Annotated in this window: 15 protein-coding genes and 1 tRNA gene; 5 read left to right on the top strand and 11 right to left on the bottom strand. The window is 61.7% G+C overall.

The annotated features are described in order from the left end of the window. Positions 1 to 74: 74 nt before the first annotated feature. The 3 genes from rsmD (at position 75) to C0Z16_RS10185 (ending at position 1,638) form a co-directional block, all read left to right on the top strand. On the top strand, positions 75 to 689 hold the full coding sequence (gene rsmD / locus C0Z16_RS10195) for a 16S rRNA (guanine(966)-N(2))-methyltransferase RsmD (RefSeq protein ID WP_102632035.1): 615 nt from the start codon (positions 75 to 77) through the stop codon (positions 687 to 689). Positions 690 to 801: 112 nt separating this feature from the next. Continuing rightward, positions 802 to 1,317 (top strand): pantetheine-phosphate adenylyltransferase, encoded by a 516-nt coding sequence (gene coaD / locus C0Z16_RS10190; protein ID WP_102632034.1) that lies wholly within the window; start codon positions 802 to 804, stop codon positions 1,315 to 1,317. A gap of 63 nt (positions 1,318 to 1,380) precedes the next feature. Then, positions 1,381 to 1,638, top strand: coding sequence for a YfhL family 4Fe-4S dicluster ferredoxin (locus C0Z16_RS10185; RefSeq protein ID WP_013337947.1), 258 nt, complete (start codon positions 1,381 to 1,383; stop codon positions 1,636 to 1,638). A gap of 67 nt (positions 1,639 to 1,705) precedes the next feature. On the opposite strand, the gene hisC is transcribed toward C0Z16_RS10185, so the two are convergent. The 8 genes from hisC to C0Z16_RS10145 form a co-directional block, all read right to left on the bottom strand. Then, positions 1,706 to 2,785, bottom strand: a complete 1,080-nt coding sequence (hisC, locus tag C0Z16_RS10180) for a histidinol-phosphate transaminase (protein WP_102632033.1) — start codon at positions 2,783 to 2,785, stop codon at positions 1,706 to 1,708. Positions 2,786 to 3,022: 237 nt separating this feature from the next. Beyond that, the gene (pth, locus tag C0Z16_RS10175) at positions 3,023 to 3,625 is read right to left on the bottom strand and encodes an aminoacyl-tRNA hydrolase (protein ID WP_102632032.1); all 603 of its coding nucleotides are present in this window, start codon (positions 3,623 to 3,625) and stop codon (positions 3,023 to 3,025) included. A 149-nt stretch (positions 3,626 to 3,774) separates the two neighbouring features. Next, positions 3,775 to 4,392, bottom strand: coding sequence for a 50S ribosomal protein L25/general stress protein Ctc (locus C0Z16_RS10170; protein ID WP_102632031.1), 618 nt, complete (start codon positions 4,390 to 4,392; stop codon positions 3,775 to 3,777). Between the two features lie 161 nt (positions 4,393 to 4,553). Then, entirely contained in the window at positions 4,554 to 5,510 is a 957-nt protein-coding gene (locus C0Z16_RS10165) for a ribose-phosphate pyrophosphokinase (RefSeq protein WP_102632030.1), read from the bottom strand. Positions 5,511 to 5,555: 45 nt separating this feature from the next. Further along, positions 5,556 to 5,632 (bottom strand) — tRNA-Gln (locus C0Z16_RS10160). Positions 5,633 to 5,684: 52 nt separating this feature from the next. After that, positions 5,685 to 6,566 carry a 4-(cytidine 5'-diphospho)-2-C-methyl-D-erythritol kinase gene (gene ispE / locus C0Z16_RS10155; protein ID WP_102632029.1) on the bottom strand — a complete coding sequence of 294 codons (882 nt, stop codon included), beginning with the start codon at positions 6,564 to 6,566 and terminating at the stop codon, positions 5,685 to 5,687. A 60-nt stretch (positions 6,567 to 6,626) separates the two neighbouring features. After that, the gene (gene lolB / locus C0Z16_RS10150; RefSeq protein ID WP_102632028.1) at positions 6,627 to 7,265 is read right to left on the bottom strand and encodes a lipoprotein insertase outer membrane protein LolB; all 639 of its coding nucleotides are present in this window, start codon (positions 7,263 to 7,265) and stop codon (positions 6,627 to 6,629) included. Continuing rightward, a complete protein-coding gene (locus C0Z16_RS10145; protein ID WP_102632027.1) occupies positions 7,265 to 9,106 on the bottom strand; it encodes a tetratricopeptide repeat protein in 1,842 nt (613 codons plus the stop codon). The genes lolB and C0Z16_RS10145 overlap by 1 nt, the downstream gene beginning before the upstream one ends. An 87-nt stretch (positions 9,107 to 9,193) precedes the next feature. Between C0Z16_RS10145 and mutM the strand changes: the two genes are divergently transcribed. Next, the gene (mutM, locus tag C0Z16_RS10140; RefSeq protein WP_102632026.1) at positions 9,194 to 10,024 is read left to right on the top strand and encodes a bifunctional DNA-formamidopyrimidine glycosylase/DNA-(apurinic or apyrimidinic site) lyase; all 831 of its coding nucleotides are present in this window, start codon (positions 9,194 to 9,196) and stop codon (positions 10,022 to 10,024) included. A 7-nt stretch (positions 10,025 to 10,031) separates the two neighbouring features. Then, positions 10,032 to 11,171 (top strand): A/G-specific adenine glycosylase, encoded by a 1,140-nt coding sequence (gene mutY / locus C0Z16_RS10135; protein WP_175130648.1) that lies wholly within the window; start codon positions 10,032 to 10,034, stop codon positions 11,169 to 11,171. Positions 11,172 to 11,205: 34 nt separating this feature from the next. Here the strand turns inward: mutY and C0Z16_RS10130 are convergent, their stop codons facing one another. From C0Z16_RS10130 to hprK, 3 genes are all read right to left on the bottom strand, one after another. Further along, positions 11,206 to 11,841, bottom strand: coding sequence for an LON peptidase substrate-binding domain-containing protein (locus C0Z16_RS10130; RefSeq protein ID WP_102632025.1), 636 nt, complete (start codon positions 11,839 to 11,841; stop codon positions 11,206 to 11,208). A gap of 39 nt (positions 11,842 to 11,880) precedes the next feature. Next, positions 11,881 to 12,774 (bottom strand): RNase adapter RapZ, encoded by an 894-nt coding sequence (gene rapZ, locus C0Z16_RS10125; protein ID WP_102632024.1) that lies wholly within the window; start codon positions 12,772 to 12,774, stop codon positions 11,881 to 11,883. Positions 12,775 to 12,877: 103 nt separating this feature from the next. Next, entirely contained in the window at positions 12,878 to 13,846 is a 969-nt protein-coding gene (hprK, locus tag C0Z16_RS10120; protein ID WP_012431656.1) for an HPr(Ser) kinase/phosphatase, read from the bottom strand. Positions 13,847 to 13,867: the final 21 nt, after the last annotated feature.

The following is a 13,867-nucleotide window of genomic DNA, read 5'->3' as shown; positions in this document are numbered from 1 at the left end:
CCCTGTGGTAACGTTGGCGCTCCAGTCCGCATACGTCGACGACGCGGACGCTTTCATAACGTAATCGAATCTGCATGCCCCGTTCAGCAACTTCCCGCGCCCATGGCGCCTCATCCAAAGGCGGCAAGCCGCACGCCATCCGGATCATCGGCGGCGACTGGAAACGCACGCCCTTGCCCGTGCTCGACCTCGACGGCCTGCGTCCCACGCCTGATCGGGTCCGCGAAACGCTGTTCAACTGGCTCGGGCAACGTCTGGATGGCCAGCGCTGCCTCGACCTGTTCGCCGGCAGCGGTGCGCTCGGTTTCGAAGCGGCGTCGCGCGGCGCGGCGCGAGTGCTGATGGTCGAGCGCAACGCGCGGGCCGCAAATCAGTTGCGCGCGAATCAGGAACGCCTCGCGGCGCGCATGATCGAAATTGCGGAGGCTGACGGTTTGCGCCTTGCCGGGAGCCTGCCGCCCGGTTCATTCGACGTCGTGTTTCTCGACCCGCCTTTTGGCGATGATCTGCTCGATAAAGCGCTCCGGCTGGCCGCTCCGTTGGTGAGCAAAGACGGTTTTCTGTACGTCGAGGCCGGCGCGGTGCTGGAGCCGGTAGCGAACGAAGCGCTCGCCGGTTGGCAAATCGTGAGGCAGGGCAAAGCGGGCGCCGTCCACTTCCATTTGCTGCAGCGCGAAAATGAGGAATAATGCGCCTTCGAAAACAAGCGCCGGACGGTTTGCCGTCACGCGCGCGACTGGTGCCAAATGCGTCGCGTGGACGCTTTGACGTGCCCTTCTGTCTGAAGAGAGGAGAAATCTCATGGTAGTCGCCGTGTACCCGGGCACGTTCGATCCGCTGACGCGCGGTCACGAAGACCTCGTTCGGCGCGCGTCGAGCATTTTCGACACGCTGGTGGTGGGCGTTGCAGATAGCCGCAACAAGAAGCCGTTCTTCACGCTGAAAGAGCGCCTCGACATCGCTCATGAAGTGCTAGGTCATTATCCGAACGTTCAGGTCATGAGCTTCAAGGGGCTGCTGAAGGACTTCGTGCGCACGAATAACGCGCGAGTGATCGTGCGGGGCCTGCGCGCCGTGTCGGACTTCGAGTATGAGTTCCAGATGGCGGGCATGAACCGGTACCTGCTGCCCGATGTCGAGACCATGTTCATGACGCCGTCCGACCAGTACCAGTTCATCTCGGGCACGATAGTGCGTGAGATCGCCCAACTGGGTGGCGACGTGAGCAAATTCGTTTTCCCGTCGGTCGAAAAGTGGCTGAAGGAAAAGGTCGCGGCATTGGACCCGGATGACGGCGCCTCGGCGGGGCAACCGTAACCGGCGTAAACTGTCGGTTTAACGGATCAAAGCCGGCTGCGGCCGGCGCGAAGTGAGAGAAGTATGGCCTTGATGATTACCGACGAGTGCATTAATTGCGATGTGTGCGAGCCTGAGTGCCCGAACGACGCAATTTCGATGGGCCCGGAAATCTACGTGATCGACCCGAAGAAATGTACCGAGTGCGTCGGCCACTTCGATGAACCGCAGTGCATTCAGGTCTGCCCGGTCGAATGCATTCCGCGCGATCCAGAGCATCTGGAGACGCCGGAAGGCTTGATGGCGAAGTACCACGCGCTGCAGGCGGCAAAGAGCGCGTGAAGCAGGGCGTTTCAACGAAAACGGCGAGGCGCGGGCCTCGCCATTTTCTTTTGGTAAGGCCGATCGATTAGCCCACGTAAGCGCCGAAAATGTCGCGCAATGCGTCAAGGAGAATCACGCATTCCGCGTCGGTGCCGACGGAGATGCGCAAGTGCTGGTCGATTCTCGGCGCCCTGAAGTGGCGTACGATAATTTCCTTTTCACGGAGCCGCGATACGAGCGTCGCTGCGTCGTACGCCTCGTGGCGCGCGAACAGCAGATTCGCCGCGGACGGCACAACGTCGAAACCCAGCGCCGTCAGCCCTGCAGCCAGTCTTTCGCGGCTCGCAATTACCTTTGCGCATGTGTCGCGAAACCACCCGTCGTCTTCGTACGCCGCGCGGGCGGCAACCTGAGCGAGGCGGTCGAGCGGATAGGAGTTGAAGCTATCCTTCACGCGATTCAGCGCGCCGATCAGTTCCGCATTGCCGAAAGCGAAGCCAACGCGCATGCCTGCCAGCGAGCGCGACTTGGACGCCGTCTGCACGACAAGCAGATTCGGATAGCGGTCGATCAGCCCGATTGCCGATTCAGCGCCGAAATCCACATAGGCTTCGTCGATCACCACGACGGAGTCGGCGTTTTTCGCTACCAGGCGCTCAATGTCGGCGAGCGGCAAAGGGCGCCCGGTCGGCGCATTCGGGTTCGGAAAGAGGATGCCGCCGTTGGGCACCGCATAGTCGTCCACGTTGATGGCGAAGGCGTCGTCGAGCGGAATCGTCCGATAGCCGACTGCGAAAAGCCGCGCGTAAGTCGGATAGAAGCTGTACGTGATGTCCGGGAACAGCAAAGGCTTGTCGTGTTTCAGCAATGCCTGGAAGGTGAGCGCAAGCACTTCATCGGAGCCGTTGCCCGCGAAGATCTGGTCGGCATGGATGCCGTGGTAGGCAGCGACCGTTTCGCGCAGCTTGAGCGCGGTTGGGTCGGGATAGCGTCGCAAGGACTCTCCCGCATCGCCGAGTTCCTGGCGGATCGCTTCGAGGACGCGCGGCGACGGAGGGTAGGGATTTTCGTTGGTATTCAGCTTGACCGGATGCGCGAGCACGGGCTGTTCGCCCGGCACATACGGCGTCAGACGGTGGACAATGTCACTCCAATAGCGGCTCAAACGATTCTCCTTTGTCGATCGGAGTTAGCGCTTTAGCGCTTACTACGATCCCATGCAAGGCGGTCGATCGGAGTTAGCGCTTTAGCTGTCGATCCAGAGTTGACGCTTTAGCGTCTTACTCTGGTCCCATGCAAAGCACTTACTCCGATCCCACACAGATGCTCGCCATCAATGGCGACACGATGACTAACCCGCATCCGATCGGCGCGAGCCGGCCCACGTTGCAAGCGGCATCAATTACGTACTGCGATGCAACTGCATCATCGCCCGTTCAAGCTCGCCCTTGATGATCAGCGGCATCACTGCGAGCGCGCGCTCGATGGACGCGTCGATCAACTCCTGCTCTTCGCGCCGCGGCGGTTTAAGCACGTAATTGGCCACGTCCGGCTTCGCACCCACACGCGCGCTCTCGGGAATCAGGTCGCGCGGATGCCCGATACCGATGCGCAGCCGCCAGTATTGCTGCGACGACAAATGCGCGGTGAGGTCCTTCAAGCCATTATGACCGCCGCTGCCGCCGCCAAGCTTCAACTTCACGCTGCCGGGTTGCATGTCGAGTTCGTCGTGCGCGACCAGGATTTCGTCCGGCAGAATCTTGAAGAACTGCGCAACTGCGACAACCGACTGACCCGAGCGGTTCATATAAGTCTGCGGCTCGAGCAGATGCACTTCCTCGCCGTGAAGCCGCGCCTTCCCGTAAAAGCCGTGAAAGCGCCGCTCGTCGCGCAGGGTCGTGCCTGCTTCGCGCGCCAGTTGATCGACCAGCCAGAAGCCGGCGTTATGGCGCGTCGCGGTGTATTCGGCGCCCGGATTGCCGAGCCCGACGATCAGCTTGATCATGATTGCGTGGGTCCATCTGGCTCGCACGCCGAATGCGACCGAGCCGAAAAAACCGAAAAAAAACCCGCCGGGGCGAACCTCGGCGGGTCACATCGACCGTCTCATTGAAACGGATCGAGAGGATTACTTGCTCAGTGCCTGAAGGGCACTTAAGCAGCCGGCGTTTCGCCTTCACCAGCGGCAGTGCCACTTTCCGACACTGCACCAGCAGGGATCGTTGCAGCAGCGACCACCGGGTTCTCTGCTTCGACGTGGGCAACCAGCGACACGCCTGCCGGCAGCGGGATGTCCTTGGCGTGAACCGATTGACCCGCTTCGATCTTGGCCAGGTCGACTTCAATGAATTCCGGCAGTGCCGACGGCAGGCACTCGATTTCCAGTTCATTGACGACGTGCGAGATCACCGCGCTCGACAGCTTCACTGCCGGGTTGCTTTCCTGGTTCAGGAAGTGCAGCGGCACCTTGGTGTGCAGCTTCTTCGTTGCGTCGACACGCTGGAAGTCCACGTGCAGCACGAGCTGACGGAACGGGTGGTATTGCACGTCGCGCAGCAGAACCTGTTGCGACTTGTCACCGATTTCCAGATCGAGGATCGACGAGTGGAAAACTTCTTTCTTCAGCGCGTGCCACAGCGCGTTGTGGTCCAGTTCGACCAATTGCGTTTCAGCACCAGCGCCATATACGATGCCCGGGGTCTTGCCCGAGTTACGCAGGCGGCGGCTCGCACCCGTACCTTGCAAAGAACGCTCGAAAGCGACTACTTTCATTTTGAATCTCCAATGCACTACCCGCGACCAGGCAGTAAAAACGGGGCCCGCAAGCCGTTATGGCTGAGGCCCCAGAACTGCGGCATGAACCTTCGTTCGTTCACGCCGATTGTGCAAAAGCGCGGCGTGCAAGAATGCAGACGCCGCGCCTTCGCAAATACTTAACTTTCAGCGAACAGCGACATGACCGAATCGCCGCGACGAATCCGCGAGAACGTTTCGGCCAGCAGGCCAGCGCTGGTCAGCGAACGGATCTTGGCGCACGAGCGGGCTTCTTCGCCGAGCGGGATCGTGTCCGTCACAACAAGTTCGTCGAGTGCGGATGCGGCGATACGCTCGCCAGCGCCGCCCGACAGAACCGGGTGGGTGGCATAAGCGAAAACCTGTTTCGCGCCACGTTCCTTCAAAACCTGTGCTGCCTTGCAGAGCGTGCCGGCGGTGTCGACCATGTCGTCCATGATCACGCAGGTCCGGCCGTCAACTTCGCCGATGATATTCATCACTTCGGCAACGTTCGCCTTCGGGCGGCGTTTGTCGATGATCGCGAGGTCGCAATTGAGCTGCTTCGCCAAGGCCCGCGCACGCACCACGCCGCCGACGTCCGGCGAAACGACCAGCAGGTTCTCGTAGTTCTGCTTGCGCAGATCGCCGAGCAGCACGGGCGTAGCGTAGATGTTGTCTACGGGGATGTCGAAGAAGCCTTGAATCTGGTCGGCGTGCAGATCCATCGTGATGATCCGCTCGACGCCCGCGATTTCCAGCATGTTCGCCACGATTTTCGCCGAGATGGCGACGCGCGCCGAACGAGGGCGGCGATCCTGACGTGCATAACCGAAGTAGGGGATGGCTGCGGTGATCCGACCGGCCGATGCGCGCTTGAGCGCGTCGACCATGATCATCAGTTCCATCAGGTTGTCGTTCGCCGGTGCGCATGTGGACTGCAGAACGAAGACGTCCTTGCCACGCACGTTTTCCTGAATCTCGACCTGGATTTCGCCGTCTGAGAAACGGCTAACCATTGCTTTGCCGAGGGGAATACCGAGGATTTTGACGACTTCCTGTGCAAGCGCCGGATTTGCGTTGCCAGTAAAAACCATCAGGCCGTCATGGCTGCTCATCGTGCACCTGCTTCAGGCTGGGGGCGAGGGAAATGCGAGAATATTTGGCAGGGGAGAAAGGATTCGAACCTTTGCATGCCGGAATCAAAATCCGGTGCCTTAACCAGCTTGGCGACTCCCCTACACTAACTTTGAGCTCCGCCGAACGTGGAGTTTCGTTCGACGATGCAAAACTTATGACGCGAAAGCAAAGAGTGGATGCTGCTCTAGACTGGCGGCCACTGCACTGTTCCATTCGCCTGGCAGTTTGGCTTGCGCCGCTTCAGCTTCAGCTTTGCTACGGAACGCTGCAAAGACACTTGCACCTGATCCAGACATCCGCGCCGGCGCGACGTTCTCAAACCATCGCAGCACTTGCGCTACTTCCGCGTACTTTCCGACGACAACCTGCTGCATGTCATTCCGGCCAAAACTTTCCGGCCATTCAGTGTTGCAGCTAAGTTCTGCAGGAAAGTCCGTAATTGTGAGGGCTTTTGAATCTCTTGTCAACGCTTTTTCGGAAAAAATCGCCGCAGTCGGAACATGAACCCTTGGCGTCACTACCAGGAAATGACGCGGCGGCAATTGTACAACGTCTAAAGCTTCTCCAACACCCTGGGCAAACGCATTTTTCCCAAAAACGAAGAACGGCACGTCTGCGCCGAGCTTCAATGCGAGCGCCTGCAATTCTAGCCGTGGCAAATTCAGCTTCCACAACCGGTTCAGTGCGAGAAGCGTGGTCGCCGCGTCGGAACTGCCGCCGCCGAGGCCCGCGCCCATCGGCAGACGCTTTTCGATTTCAATATCGACGCCTTCGGGCGAGCCGGTATGCGCCTTCAAAAGATTCGCGGCGCGCACGGTGAGGTCGTGTTCCGGCGGCACGTCGGCGATTTCGGTGCTGCGCGTGATGAGTCCGTCGTCGCGCCGCTTCAAGTGCAGCGTGTCGCCCCAGTCGAGTAGCTGGAAAACCGTTTGCAGCGTGTGATAGCCGTCCGGCCGGCGCCCGGTGATGTGCAGAAAGAGATTGAGTTTCGCTGGCGCGAGGCAATCGCGCAGCGAATCAGTTGTTTCGATCATGAGTCGGGCTGCATACGCCAATGCGGCGCTGATTAAGCGGCAAAATCGCGCGAGGTGCGGTTACTGGTCCAGCACGAGTTTGATATCGAGCGGCGGTTCGGAACGGGTCAAATTCACGCGTTTCACGCCAGTCGCCGGGGCTTCGGCGTACGCAAGATAGTCGATCGTCCAGCCGTCCTGTGTAATTTCCTTCAAACGGGACGGTTGCTCCGGATCTTTCTCCGTTTTGGCGCGCGAAGTGGGCGCGGGAGAAGGCTGCAGCCAGTAACGCAATCCCTCGACGGGCAGCGCGAACCCGAGCGCATTCTGCATCAGCGTGGACACGTTATCCGCCGTGAGCGGCTGGCGGTTCGGCAACTCGAGCGTGGCCGAGGCCGGCGACGACGTCACGATAGCGAGCGTCTGCCCCAGCGGATTGCGCAATTGCAACGTGACGGTGTCACCGGTTTCCTGCCACGAGAAATTGCCATAGGCATTGCGCTGCTGGCCGTTCTGGTCGTTGTACTGAACCGCGAAACGGCCCTGGTAAGCCCGGCTTGTCTGCGCGGTAACGGCGGTCGCCGCATTCGACGTGGACGGCCCTTGCGGTTTCACCGATGCGCAGCCGGCCAATGCGACGACGGCTGCGGCTGCGGCCGCGAACCCGAGCGCCGCGCGACGCGGCGCCCACGGAGAAGAAATGAAACGGGAAAGACACATCAAAGATCGTTCACCTGAAGACGTTGCAGCGTTTTAACGAGCGTTTCGTTGTCCGGTTCGAGCTTGCGCGCTTCGCGGAATGCGGCGCGCGCCTGGTCCTGGTTGCCGGATTTCCACAACACTTCGCCGAGGTGCGCGCCGATTTCGGCGTTCGGCTGGATCTCGTAGGCCTTGCGCAGCACCTTGATCGCGTCCGACGTGTCGCCCATGCGGTACTTGACCCAGCCGACGCTGTCCATGATGAACGCGTCGTTCGGCGCAAGCGACGACGCCTTCTCGACCAGCTTGTCCGCTTCCGCGAGACGCTGATTGCGATCGGCAAGCGAATAGCCGAGCGCGTTGTAAGCCTGGGGATTGTCCGGCTGCGTCTGGATCAGCTTGCGCAATTGCGCTTCCATCACGTCGAAGTGGCCGTTCTTTTCGGCGGCCATTGCGTAATCGTAGGTCAGATCCGGATCTTCGGGGAACGAGGCCGTGGCCTGTTGCAGGCGCGTTTCTGCTTCGGGGTAGCGCTTCGCGTCGAAGAGGATCGCCGCGTCGGTGCGTGCGACCAGTGCCTGGTCGCGCGGATCGGCCGGCCGCAAGTTGGCGAGCTGCCTGCGCGCGTCGTCAATCTTGCCCTGCTTGGCCAGCAGTTGCGCGCGCGTGATCTGCGCCGGCATGTATTGCTGGCTCGACGGCGAAATCTTGTCGAGCCAGTCCGCTGCGGCCGCTTCGTTCTTCTGCTCGAGCGACAACTGCGCAAGATAGATGTACGCCTGGCCGGCATCGGCGCCGGGCGTTTTTTCGGCCTGCTGCGCGTACTGCGTGAGGTAGGTCTGCGCGTCGCGGAAATTCTTCTGCTGGATCTTGATGAGCGCGAGCGCCATCAGCGGCGTGAGTTCGTTCGCGTTGGCCTTGTGCATGAGCTCGAACTGCTTTTGCGCGTCGTCCAGACGATCGCTCGCGAGATACATTTGTGCGAGCGCGAGACGCGCGTCATGCGATTTCGGATTCTGCTGCACATATTTTTCGAGCGACGCAATGCCTTCCTTGCGCTCCTCCGGGCCCATTTGCGACAACGTCAGCGCGGCCGGCAAATAGTCGGGCTTCAGCGCAAGCGCCTGTTCGAGCGATTTGCGTGCGCCGGGTGCGTCGTCGGAAACGAGTTGCTGACGCGCGATTGCCAGCTGGGCTTCCGGGCGGTTCATGTCGTCCTTCAGCATGTCCTGCAACACATGCAGGCCGCCGATCCGGTTTGGTCCGCGCGAAAGAAGCAACTGCAGCGCGACAATCGCGCTGCCGCGATTTTCCGCGGGCACCTTCGCGAGTTCGCGCGTGAGCAGCGGCTTTGCGTCGTCAGGTTTGCCCGACAGCACGAGCAGCGACGCATCCAGTTGCGCGGCGCGTTCGGAGTCCGGCGCATACTGCTGCCACAATTGCGCAGCTGCCAATGCGTCGGACGGGCTTTGCGCGGCGAGCGCGATTTCCGTGGCGCGCTGGGCCATGCGCGGATCGTGCGTGTCGCGCGCGAGGGCGAGATAGGTCTGGTATGCGGGCGCCGGCTGATTGCGTTGCAGCGCGACTTCAGCGGCGAGCACCTGGAATACGATCTGGCTAGACAGCTGCACGTTAGGCAGCGATTTCTGTTCGTCGGCAGACGCGGGACCGAGCGGGTCGGCCAGCGTGACGGTGGTGTCGTCCGCGCCGGGCGCCGGGTCCTGCGCATGCGCGGGCACGGCAGCCAACGCCCACAAGGCGAGCGCGGCAGCACCGAGCACCCGCCGGGCGGACACTACGTGCGGCACGCGGGATGCGCTAGCCGGGCGCTTCAAAAACAGCTTCACGAAGGACAAGTTCATGGAAATCCGTTCAATGTTTCGGACGATTGTAACGCGCTCGCTACAATACGCGCACAACCACTCACGCAAGTTGCAGACCAGTCAGACATGCCAGAGTTGCCAGAAGTAGAGGTTACCCGACGGGGAATCGAACCGTATGTGTCCGGACGCAAGGTCGAGCGCGTCGATGTCCGTACGCCCGCGTTGCGGTGGCCGATTCCGGCTGACCTTGCAAAGACATTGCGCGGCGGCGTGGTGCGCAACGTCGAACGGCGCGGCAAGTACCTGCTTTTCGAAATCGACGCGGGCTGGTTCATCGTTCATCTTGGCATGACGGGGACGCTGCGTGTGTTGCGGCATGTGCCGCATCCGCCGGCCGCGGCGAAACACGATCACGTCGACTGGATTTTCGACGACTTCATTTTGCGCTTTCGCGACCCCCGGCGTTTCGGCGCGGTGCTATGGCATCCGCGTGAAGCGGGCGACGTGCTCGCGCATCCTTTGCTCGCAAGCCTTGGCGTGGAGCCGTTCTCGCCGGCATTCTCGGGCGCGCTGATGCACCGGCTCACACGCGGGCGCAAGGTTTCGGTGAAACAGGCGTTGCTGGCCGGCGAAATCGTCGTCGGCGTGGGAAATATCTACGCGTCGGAGAGCCTGTTTCGCGCAGGTATCCGACCGACCACGGCGGCGGGCCGCGTCTCGCTCGTGCGCTATGGGCTGTTGGCGGACGCGGTGCGCGTGACGCTCGCTGCCGCAATCGAGAAGGGCGGCAGCACGCTGCGCGATTTCGTCGGCAGCGATGGCGAAAGCGGTTACTTCCAGCTTGATTATTTCGTCTATGATCGCGCGGGGCAGCCGTGCCGCGTGTGCGGGACGCCGATCAGACAGATTGTGCAAGGTCAGCGCTCCACTTACTTTTGTCCCACCTGCCAGCGCTAAATTTTCAATGCCTTCCCGCTTAACTCCGCGCTCTGCGCAGCGTTCGTCACCGTCTGCGGCGCCCGGCATATCCGCATCTGCGCCAATATCCGACTTCTCTACACGGCTGGTCGCGTGGCAGCGCAAGCACGGCCGTCACGATCTGCCGTGGCAGAACACGCGCGATCCCTATCGCATCTGGCTGTCGGAAATCATGCTGCAACAGACGCAAGTCTCGACGGTGATTCCGTACTACGCCAGATTTCTTGCGCGGTTTCCGGATGTCGCAGCGCTAGCCGCCGCTCCGGTCGACGACGTCATGGCGCTCTGGGCCGGCCTCGGTTACTACACGCGTGCCCGCAACCTGCATCGCTGCGCACAGACGGTGGTTGGCCAGCACGGCGGCGCGTTTCCGGCATCGGTGGACGAACTCGCGGAACTGCCGGGCATCGGCCGCTCGACCGCGGCCGCGATCGCGTCGTTTGCGTTCGGTGCCCGCGCGACGATTCTCGACGGCAACGTGAAGCGCGTGCTCGCGCGGGTCTTCGGCGTCGAAGGTTTCCCCGGTGAAAAGAAAATCGAGAACGCGATGTGGACGCTGGCGGGATCGCTGCTGCCGCAGAACGCATCGGACGACGAAGTCAGCGCCTACACACAAGGTCTGATGGACCTCGGCGCAACACTGTGTGGGCGGGGCAAGCCTGACTGTTTGCGTTGTCCCTTCGCCGCCGACTGCGTCGCCAATGTAACGGGGCGTCAGCGCGAACTGCCGACGGCGCGTCCAAAGAAGGCCGTGCCGACGCGTCGCACGTGGATGCTTGTGCTGCGCGACGGCAATGCAGTGATGCTAGAAAAGCGGCCGCCCTCCGGTATCTGGGGCGGCCTATGGAGCCTGCCCGAAGCCGCTGACGAAGCGTCGCTCGCGGCGCGCGCTCGCGAGTTCGGCGGTGACGGAGCGGTTTCGCCGCTTGCGCCGCTCACGCACGTATTCACGCATTTCAAGCTGGATATCGAGCCGCGGCTCGCGGAACGTGATCGCGGCGTCGGCGCACTTGCCGCGCTCGGCGATGCGGACACCGCATGGGTCGCGCTAAGCGATCTCGATTCGTTCGGCGTGCCTGCGCCCGTGCGCAAACTGCTGGACGGTCTGCAGGGCTCGCTGATCTGACGAATTGCGCCGGACCGGCCGGGTGTCGCGTCGCCTAAAGCAGTTGATGTTGCTGCATATAGTGATGGACCACGTCGATGCGCGCGCCGGCATCCTGCATTTCCATCAGTTTCTGACGTGCGCGCAGCGCGATCGGCAGCACTTCGGCGAGACGGTTCGATACCCACGACGGGTCTTCGAGTCTGAAAGGCTCGGCGAACGGTAAGCTTTCCGGATCGCGTTCGCGGATCGTCGCGATGATTCGCTCCAGCACCTCCGCGCACGCGCCGAACTTGGCCCACTGCTGATTACCTTCTAGCGGCAGGTCTTCGCCGAGCGGCTCGGCCATGCCGACCAGCAAACCGCTGCTTTCAACGCGATGCGACAGCAGGCGAAAGCGCCGCGTGCCGCGTGCGCGAATCAGCAGCATGCCGAAGGCTTCAACGTCGCATTCATCGATTTCGGCGAGACAGCCGATTGATTCGGGCACCGAAGGCTCGTGTTCTCGCGCGACCTCGGCGCCGCTTTTCAGCAGGCACACGCCGAACGGCGTTTTCTCGCGCAGACAGTCGCGCGCCATGTCGAGGTAGCGCGCTTCGAAGATCTTCAGCGGCAGTATTCCGTCGGGAAACAGAACCGTATGTAGCGGAAACAGCGGCACATCGGCCAGCACAGTAGAAGTAGAGGACATGGCGCAACGCTTCGAGTTAAGGCCGCGCGATGCGGCCGGTTAAGCCACTAACTTCGATGATGCGCCGGCGTCGACCGGTGCATCGCGGTGCCGCACAATTACATTCGCCGAATTTGCGAGACGCGCGGCGAGCGTCTCCGCAATGAACACCGAGCGGTGCTGGCCACCCGTGCAACCAATCGCGACCGTCAGATAACTACGATTGTCGTCGCGGAAATGCGGCAGCCATTTAGCGAGAAACTGCTGAATATCGTCGATCATTTCATGCACGACCGGCAACGCGTCGAGAAAATCGACCACCGGTTTGTCGAGCCCTGTGAGGGGCCGCAATTCATGATCGTAGTACGGGTTTGGCAACGTGCGTACATCGAATACAAAATCCGCGTCGAGCGGTACGCCGCGTTTGAAGCCGAACGACTCGAACATCAGCACGAGTCCTGCATGTTCCTGCTCGATAAAGCGCTTCACCCATTGGCGCAGCACGTTCGCGCGCAGATTGCTGGTGTCGATCTGATGGCCGAACTCAGCGAGGCCCGCGACGAGTTCACGCTCACGCTCGATCGCTTCCGCGAGCGACGTCAGCAGGCCGACGTCGGCATCATGCGCGGTGGGGCCAGACAGCGGATGGCGGCGGCGCGTTTCGGAAAACCGTTGAATCAGCGACTGCGTGCTTGCGTTGAGGAACAGCACGCGCACGTCGTGAGCACGCGACAGGTCGCGGATCATGGCGGGCACCTCGTCGAGCGACGCACTGGAACGCGCGTCGATCGCGACCGCGAGACGGTCGTGCCCGGCTTGCGTAAGATAGGACGCCAATTCAGGCAGGAAGCGCGGCGGCAGATTGTCGACGCAGTAATAGCCCGCGTCCTCAAGCGCGTTTAGCGCGACGGACTTGCCGGAGCCAGATATGCCGGTGATGAGGATTATGCGCATGGAGTCGTGAAATCGGTCCGTTTCATCATAGCATCTGGGCCTCGCGTGCGTACCCGCAGCCGGACACTGACGAGGGGCTGTGAGTGAGGCAGGAACGACTGACTCAGATCAGTTTGCCGGGAAACTGGCTATCCGGGTCCTGCATGGCGAGGCGCTGGCGATCCATGAAGTCGCGCAGCGTATCGATCCCGCGCAATTGCAGGATAGTGTTGCGCACCGCCGCTTCGACCAGCACCGCGAGGTTGCGGCCGGCCGCCACCTGAATCGTGACCTTGCTGATTGGCAGACCGAGCACGTCGACGGTTTGGCTTTCCAGCGGCAGCCGCTGAAATTCACCGTCAGGACGGCGTACCAGTTGCACGATCAGCTTGAGCTTCATTTTCCGGCGCACCGCGGTTTCACCGAAAATCGTCTTGATGTCGAGCAGGCCAAGGCCGCGCACTTCCAGCAGATTTTGCAGCAGCGGCGGGCAGCGTCCTTCGACGAAGTCGGGGCCGAGGCGCACGAAGTCCACGGCGTCGTCAGCGACGAGCCCGTGACCGCGGCTGATGAGTTCGAGACCAAGCTCGCTCTTGCCGAGGCCCGAGTCGCCGGTGAGCAACACGCCCATGCCGAGGATGTCGAGAAACACGCCGTGCAGCGTGGCGCGCGGCGCGAGAATGCGCGACATATAGAGGCGCAGGCTGTCGATCACCGCAGCCGCGGACATCGGCGTGGTGAAGAGCGGCGTGGACGAGCGCGTGCAGCGAAGCACCAGTTCCGGCGGTGCGGCGACGCCTCCCGCCACCACCAGAAACGGCGGTTCCAACGCGATCAGTTCGGCCATGTGGCGCGAGCGGTCTTCGTCGGTCTGGCGCTTGTAGTAGTCGATTTCGGCGTCGCCGAGCACCTGAATCCGGTTCGGGTGGATCAGGTTCAAGTGGCCGACGAGGTCGGCGCTCGACGTGGCATTGGCGACCGATTCCGAAGAAAAGCCGCGTTCCCAGCCTTCATGCCCTGTCAGCCAGCTCAGTTTCAGCATGGCGGCGTTGTCGTCGAAAATGCTCTGGGCGTTGATGCTGGACGTATCCATGAGTCAGTGACTCCAGTGTTG

Origin of the sequence: Paraburkholderia rhynchosiae (assembly GCF_002879865.1) — a bacterium.
GTDB classification, from domain to species: domain Bacteria; phylum Pseudomonadota; class Gammaproteobacteria; order Burkholderiales; family Burkholderiaceae; genus Paraburkholderia; species Paraburkholderia rhynchosiae.
Note: the sequence above shows the minus strand (reverse complement) of the source record. Positions and strands in the feature narration are given on the sequence as shown.

Excerpts from the sequence above, each read along its gene's own strand:
- rsmD (WP_102632035.1), top strand. The coding sequence starts at position 75 with ATGCCCCGTTCAGCAACTTCCCGCGCCCATGGCGCCTCATCCAAAGGC.
- coaD (WP_102632034.1), top strand. The coding sequence starts at position 802 with ATGGTAGTCGCCGTGTACCCGGGCACGTTCGATCCGCTGACGCGCGGT.
- C0Z16_RS10185 (WP_013337947.1), top strand. The coding sequence starts at position 1,381 with ATGGCCTTGATGATTACCGACGAGTGCATTAATTGCGATGTGTGCGAG.
- pth (WP_102632032.1), bottom strand. The coding sequence starts at position 3,625 with ATGATCAAGCTGATCGTCGGGCTCGGCAATCCGGGCGCCGAATACACC.
- C0Z16_RS10170 (WP_102632031.1), bottom strand. The coding sequence starts at position 4,392 with ATGAAAGTAGTCGCTTTCGAGCGTTCTTTGCAAGGTACGGGTGCGAGC.
- C0Z16_RS10165 (WP_102632030.1), bottom strand. The coding sequence starts at position 5,510 with ATGAGCAGCCATGACGGCCTGATGGTTTTTACTGGCAACGCAAATCCG.
- ispE (WP_102632029.1), bottom strand. The coding sequence starts at position 6,566 with ATGATCGAAACAACTGATTCGCTGCGCGATTGCCTCGCGCCAGCGAAA.
- lolB (WP_102632028.1), bottom strand. The coding sequence starts at position 7,265 with ATGTGTCTTTCCCGTTTCATTTCTTCTCCGTGGGCGCCGCGTCGCGCG.
- C0Z16_RS10145 (WP_102632027.1), bottom strand. The coding sequence starts at position 9,106 with ATGAACTTGTCCTTCGTGAAGCTGTTTTTGAAGCGCCCGGCTAGCGCA.
- mutM (WP_102632026.1), top strand. The coding sequence starts at position 9,194 with ATGCCAGAGTTGCCAGAAGTAGAGGTTACCCGACGGGGAATCGAACCG.
- mutY (WP_175130648.1), top strand. The coding sequence starts at position 10,032 with ATGCCTTCCCGCTTAACTCCGCGCTCTGCGCAGCGTTCGTCACCGTCT.
- C0Z16_RS10130 (WP_102632025.1), bottom strand. The coding sequence starts at position 11,841 with ATGTCCTCTACTTCTACTGTGCTGGCCGATGTGCCGCTGTTTCCGCTA.
- rapZ (WP_102632024.1), bottom strand. The coding sequence starts at position 12,774 with ATGCGCATAATCCTCATCACCGGCATATCTGGCTCCGGCAAGTCCGTC.
- hprK (WP_012431656.1), bottom strand. The coding sequence starts at position 13,846 with ATGGATACGTCCAGCATCAACGCCCAGAGCATTTTCGACGACAACGCC.